The sequence below is a fragment of the Vibrio sp. MMH1-50 genome (assembly GCF_022347645.1).
GTDB classification, from domain to species: domain Bacteria; phylum Pseudomonadota; class Gammaproteobacteria; order Enterobacterales; family Vibrionaceae; genus Vibrio; species Vibrio harveyi.
Genome location: NZ_JAKRGG010000074.1, coordinates 1 through 4,227 on the forward strand (window position 1 = coordinate 1; position 4,227 = coordinate 4,227).

At 39.9% G+C, this 4,227-nt stretch carries 6 protein-coding genes; 4 read left to right on the plus strand and 2 right to left on the minus strand.

Features of this window, described 5'->3' with window-relative positions:
- Positions 1-150 precede the first annotated feature (150 nt).
- Entirely contained in the window at positions 151-639 is a 489-nt protein-coding gene (locus MHO32_RS25235) for a hypothetical protein (RefSeq protein WP_239214890.1), read from the plus strand.
- 121 nt (positions 640-760) lie between these two features.
- Here MHO32_RS25235 and MHO32_RS25245 read toward each other — a convergent pair whose 3' ends face one another.
- Both MHO32_RS25245 and MHO32_RS25250 read right to left on the minus strand, forming a co-directional pair.
- Positions 761-1,078, minus strand: coding sequence for a CcdB family protein (locus MHO32_RS25245; RefSeq protein ID WP_095482530.1), 318 nt, complete (start codon positions 1,076-1,078; stop codon positions 761-763).
- Positions 1,078-1,323, minus strand: a complete 246-nt coding sequence (locus MHO32_RS25250) for a type II toxin-antitoxin system CcdA family antitoxin (RefSeq protein ID WP_038140558.1) — start codon at positions 1,321-1,323, stop codon at positions 1,078-1,080. The genes MHO32_RS25245 and MHO32_RS25250 overlap by 1 nt, the downstream gene beginning before the upstream one ends.
- Positions 1,324-1,519: 196 nt before the next feature.
- Between MHO32_RS25250 and MHO32_RS25260 the strand changes: the two genes are divergently transcribed.
- The 3 genes from MHO32_RS25260 to MHO32_RS25275 all read left to right on the plus strand — a co-directional run bounded on the left by MHO32_RS25260 (position 1,520) and on the right by MHO32_RS25275 (position 4,045).
- On the plus strand, positions 1,520-2,560 hold the full coding sequence (locus MHO32_RS25260; protein WP_239214902.1) for a hypothetical protein: 1,041 nt from the start codon (positions 1,520-1,522) through the stop codon (positions 2,558-2,560).
- 144 nt (positions 2,561-2,704) lie between these two features.
- On the plus strand, positions 2,705-3,253 hold the full coding sequence (locus MHO32_RS25270) for a hypothetical protein (RefSeq protein ID WP_239214904.1): 549 nt from the start codon (positions 2,705-2,707) through the stop codon (positions 3,251-3,253).
- A 153-nt stretch (positions 3,254-3,406) separates the two neighbouring features.
- A complete protein-coding gene (locus tag MHO32_RS25275; RefSeq protein ID WP_239214906.1) occupies positions 3,407-4,045 on the plus strand; it encodes a hypothetical protein in 639 nt (212 codons plus the stop codon).
- Positions 4,046-4,227 lie beyond the last annotated feature (182 nt).

Here is a 4,227-nt window from a genome sequence, read left to right on the forward strand (position 1 = left end):
CATTGGGTTTTTAGTGCCCAAATAGGCACGGATTTATCAGAGTTTATTTTAGGTTAGGGTGGATCTGCGTCTCTCACACCTTAACTGCGCGTTATATTTCTTATTGGCAGTATGTGGTACCATAATGATTTTTTCTGGGGACTGTTGAATATGAGCGAGCATACTACGATCATTGTAAAGTGGAGAGGTCCATACAATTACGATGACATCATTGAAGAACCTGAGTTAGAAAATGGTCTTTATTTAGCAACCGGCAAATTGAAGTATGAACGAGAATCTATCATTCAGTATTGCGGTATTACTGAGGGTAGCTACGCTACAAGGTTTAAATCACATCATAAAATCCATGATATCACCCGTGAACAAGAGTTCTGGTTAGGTGAAGTAACATACCCTGATGATGCAAGTCGTTACTTTATGGAAATGGCAGAGTCCATAATAATCTACTTCTGGCAACCAACTTTGAACGAGAGAAAGAAGCTGTCGTTACCAAAGCCAATAACACTTGTTAATCAATGGTATAAGAAAAACGATGAGCCTCGTTATCGTCAACACTCTCTGCTCAAGGACTTAGATGACGTGCTTTCATGGGATGGCGATGTTTGGCGAACTGGTAATCTTTCGGTTTATGACGACTGAAATATAACAAACAATTTAAGAGTGATTCCCCACGCTTGGCATTTTTGGTTTGGGTTTAGTTTAGTGTTTACGGTGTTCAATTTGAGTGTCGTGGTAGCGTGGCTCACACCTTAATTGGGCGTTATATGCCAGTAATCAAAAAGTCGATAGCAGCAATAATTTCGTTTCTAAACGTGCTTAGCTCATTGACTGGGGTCGTAAGGATTTTAGTTGGTACACTAGCCATTTGTTGAGTAAGAATCACAAAGTCACCTTCATCAATATGGATCGTAGGGCACAGGTGGCTAGGGGCTTTTTTCTCTAACAGCTCGATAGGAGTTAAGGGAATCACCAAGCGAGTATTCAGTGAATCTAGCAACTCGCTTTGGACATCGACAAAATATGGGTAAGCGCTTGCGGTGCTCTTATCGTTGTTTTTATAAAGCGTAAATTGTGCCATTAGAATACTCGGTATGAATCGGAAAATAGTCCGTGTTTTGCAGTTAAGTCGTTACAAGCTTCAATAGCTTCGGCATTTTGTTCTAGCCATTCGGCTTTCAATTGTTGTTTTACTTCCTTTTCCAAAGCCTTTTCCATTGTTGCTGATAGGTTGATGTTTAGGCGCTTAGCTTCGGCAAGTAACTCACTGTTTAGGCTAAGGTTTGTAGCCTTTTTAGGTGCATGTGTGCTATATGTGTTTCTCATAAAGTAATCCTATGCGTATTGATGGTGCGCATTGAGTATAGGTGAAAGCTAGGCATATAACAAATTGTTCAAGAGTGATTCGGCACGCGTGGCATTTTTACTATGCGTTGATTTTAGTGGTTAAGGTGGTATGCGGCGGCATCGGTATTGCGTGCCTCACACCTTAACAAGGCGTTATACATCAAAGGATGGCTAGGTGAAAAATTCTGTTCCTACATATCAGGGAAAGCCAACAGCTTACCTTGATCATAATATCTTGGATTTATTAGTAAAAAATCCCTCATTGAGCTTCAAAGAAGAACTTCGGAAAAAGTTCCAGATTCTATACTCAGACGAAAACCTCAAGGAGATAAGACGGACTGGCGAAAATGGTTCGCTTTACTTGGATGTATTAGATGACCTAGAGGCTATGCATTTAAGGTTAGCGCTAACTCCCCAGTTCGAATTTACCGGTGATGCAAGGATAAGTATCACGAAGTCTGTGGATGCGTTCAGGAATTATTGCGAAAACACTGAGCCAGTTTATGAGCAATTGGAAAAATCGACATCTCAATCACTACTAAAATTCTATGGTGGTCGGCTCGGAGATACTTTTGATGATATAAATAATGAGCAAATTGGTGCGTTTGATAATTTATTAAGTCATATTCAGACTTTGGTAAGCGTGGATGAAGTTCAGAAATTTTCCCCTGAGATTATCAAGCAAGTATCTGCTTATACACTACAACTAAAAAAGTCACATGATGAAGCACTTAAGCAAGCCTCACAAGAGTTACGTAAGCATGTTTCAGACGAAAGTAATTACTCAGGAGTGAGTGATTACAGGGAAAGTACTGGCATTGGTCCTGTTCAACTCAATAACATTGAACCACCAAACGTTCTTGAGCAAATATGGGAAGCACATAAATATGTTGACGGTTATGTTGGGCTAAATTTCACCATTGAGCAATTCTACGGCATTAGCTTGAACCCTATTTACAACCGAGAAATGTACCTCTTCGAAAAAATAACATCGATATACAATGTACTAAATATTGTTGGCTATCACCCAGATTCGAAAATGAAAAAAGAGAAAAGGTTCACTGCTGCTATGAGTGATGCTGGGCATGCATCAATAGGCAGTTTCGCAGACTTCGTCTTTTCTAGAGACATAGCTTTTGTAAAGAAAACTAGAGCTGCATATGAGTTTCTGCAGGCAAAAGCTCAGGTTATCGAAGTCACAGTAAATGATGTATAACAAACTGTTTAAGAGTGATTCGCAACGCGTGGCATTTTTACTATGCGTTGCGTTTAGTGTTTAAGGTGGTATGCGGCGGCTTTGGTATTGCGTTGCTCACACCTTAACAGGGCGTTATACGATTCGAATAAACTAGAGGTTGTTGTGGATAGAAAAAGTGACGGTTTGTTGAGGCAGTTCAAGCGAGTTGCTATCTCATTTGCAGACTTTAAAGAAGCTCACGATATCGTTAGTTACATTAAGAATAACAAACTTTACGCTGATTTCGATGGCAATTTTCTTGTTCTTTCTGCATTAACTAATGCGATGATTTTATCTTATTGTAAGCCATTCTCTGGAAATGACTCTCGAAATCAAATTAAGGTGCCCGATTTACCTACTACCGCACTAAAAGTCCTGTCACCTGACGAACTTTCCTTACATAAATTTTTAATCCAGCTTAGGAATCAGCTTATTGCACATTCAGATTCTCAGGCTATTGACATGAAATTTGCCATCCGTACTTACGGGGATTTTCAAATGCTCCAGCCGGTAAGGAATAGAAGTTCAAGGTGTTTGAGCCCTGAACAATTGGATCTTTTTGAAAGTATGTCTTTAAAACTGCTCTCGCATGTAGCTACTTTACGTAAAGATCTAGAGCCCAATATCATTCCGTTACTAACTGAGGAAGACATAGAAAAATGGGGTGCGTAGAATCGTATAACAAAGCGTTTAAGACGGATTCTCAACGCTTGGCATTTTTAGTTTGCTTCAGCTTTAGTGTATACGGCACAATGATTTAAGTGCAGTGGTCTGCGTTGCTCACCACTTAACGCGGCGTTAGTTGCCAATCGGATAGAGGTTACATTGAAGATTAAAATAGAGTTCTTGTTATTAGGTTTAATATCTATTTTGGTTATAGTTGTTACGCTTGGTATTGGTGTGGCAATAGGTGGAGGAGATTCACCTGAACTGAGTAACTATATAAACTCGATAATTGCTTTTTTCACAGCTGTCTCTGCTATGACTACGCTCGGTACGCTTGTTTTACTGATTATATTTCGCCATGACTGGAAAACACCAAAAGAGCATGACAGTAAGCTAGAGACGATTGTATCTAGTAAAAAGTGGGAGCGTTCCCTTAGAGCTGTTCATTTTAAAGTTTCTATAAAGTTGAGTTTGAGTTCACCTCCGTGCATCTCAAAGGGACACAAAGATATAGAATATGAACTGCTTAATGAAAAAGAATCTTGGTCAAATTTAGAGCATGCCTTTGATATTTACGAGCACTATTCTAAACATGACCCTGAGTTGTCTAGACAGTTTGAAACGTTAAGTTCCTTGCGGATAATCATCCTCAGAGAAATCGACAATGCTCCCCAATTACCTTCTGCATCGGGTCAATCATACCCGAAAAAGATTAATTACAATAAATTAGATCGTTTAGTGAGCCAATTAGGAAAAAGCACTGAAAGGCTCATAGGGCAGCTCAACCAAGGCAACTAACAAACTGTTTAAGAGTGATTCGCAACGCGTGGCATTTTTACTATGCGTTGTGTTTAGTGGTTAAGGTGGTATGCGGCGGCATCGGTATTGCGTTGCTCACACCTTAACAGGGCGTTATTTCCGCAACGGATCTCTCAGGCTGAATGTACGTGGTTGTAGCCTAAGAGTGAAAGTGACGGGGT